The organism is Glaciecola sp. XM2 (assembly GCF_018595715.1).
Classification (GTDB): domain Bacteria; phylum Pseudomonadota; class Gammaproteobacteria; order Enterobacterales; family Alteromonadaceae; genus Glaciecola.
The window spans coordinates 1-207 of the sequence record NZ_JAHEOJ010000005.1; the positions used below are offsets into that span (position 1 = coordinate 1).

1 protein-coding gene is annotated in these 207 nt (G+C 52.2%); it reads right to left on the reverse strand.

From position 1 onward, the window contains the following. A partial coding sequence (locus KJ365_RS00010) for a hypothetical protein (RefSeq protein ID WP_214449572.1) occupies positions 1–207 on the reverse strand: 207 nt, incomplete at both ends.

Sequence of the window (207 nt, forward strand, 5' to 3'; positions counted from 1 at the left end):
TTAATATCAGAGCTTTCGGCGATGACCGGCTCAGGTGCTTCTGGCGCTTGAGGCGCCATCATTTCGTTAATGTCAGAGCTTTCGGCTATCACCGGCTCAGGTGCTTCTGGCCCTTGAGGTGCCATCATTTCATTAATATCAGAGCTTTCGGCGATGACCGGCTCAGGTGCTTCTGGCGCTTGAGGCGCCATCATTTCGTTAATGTCA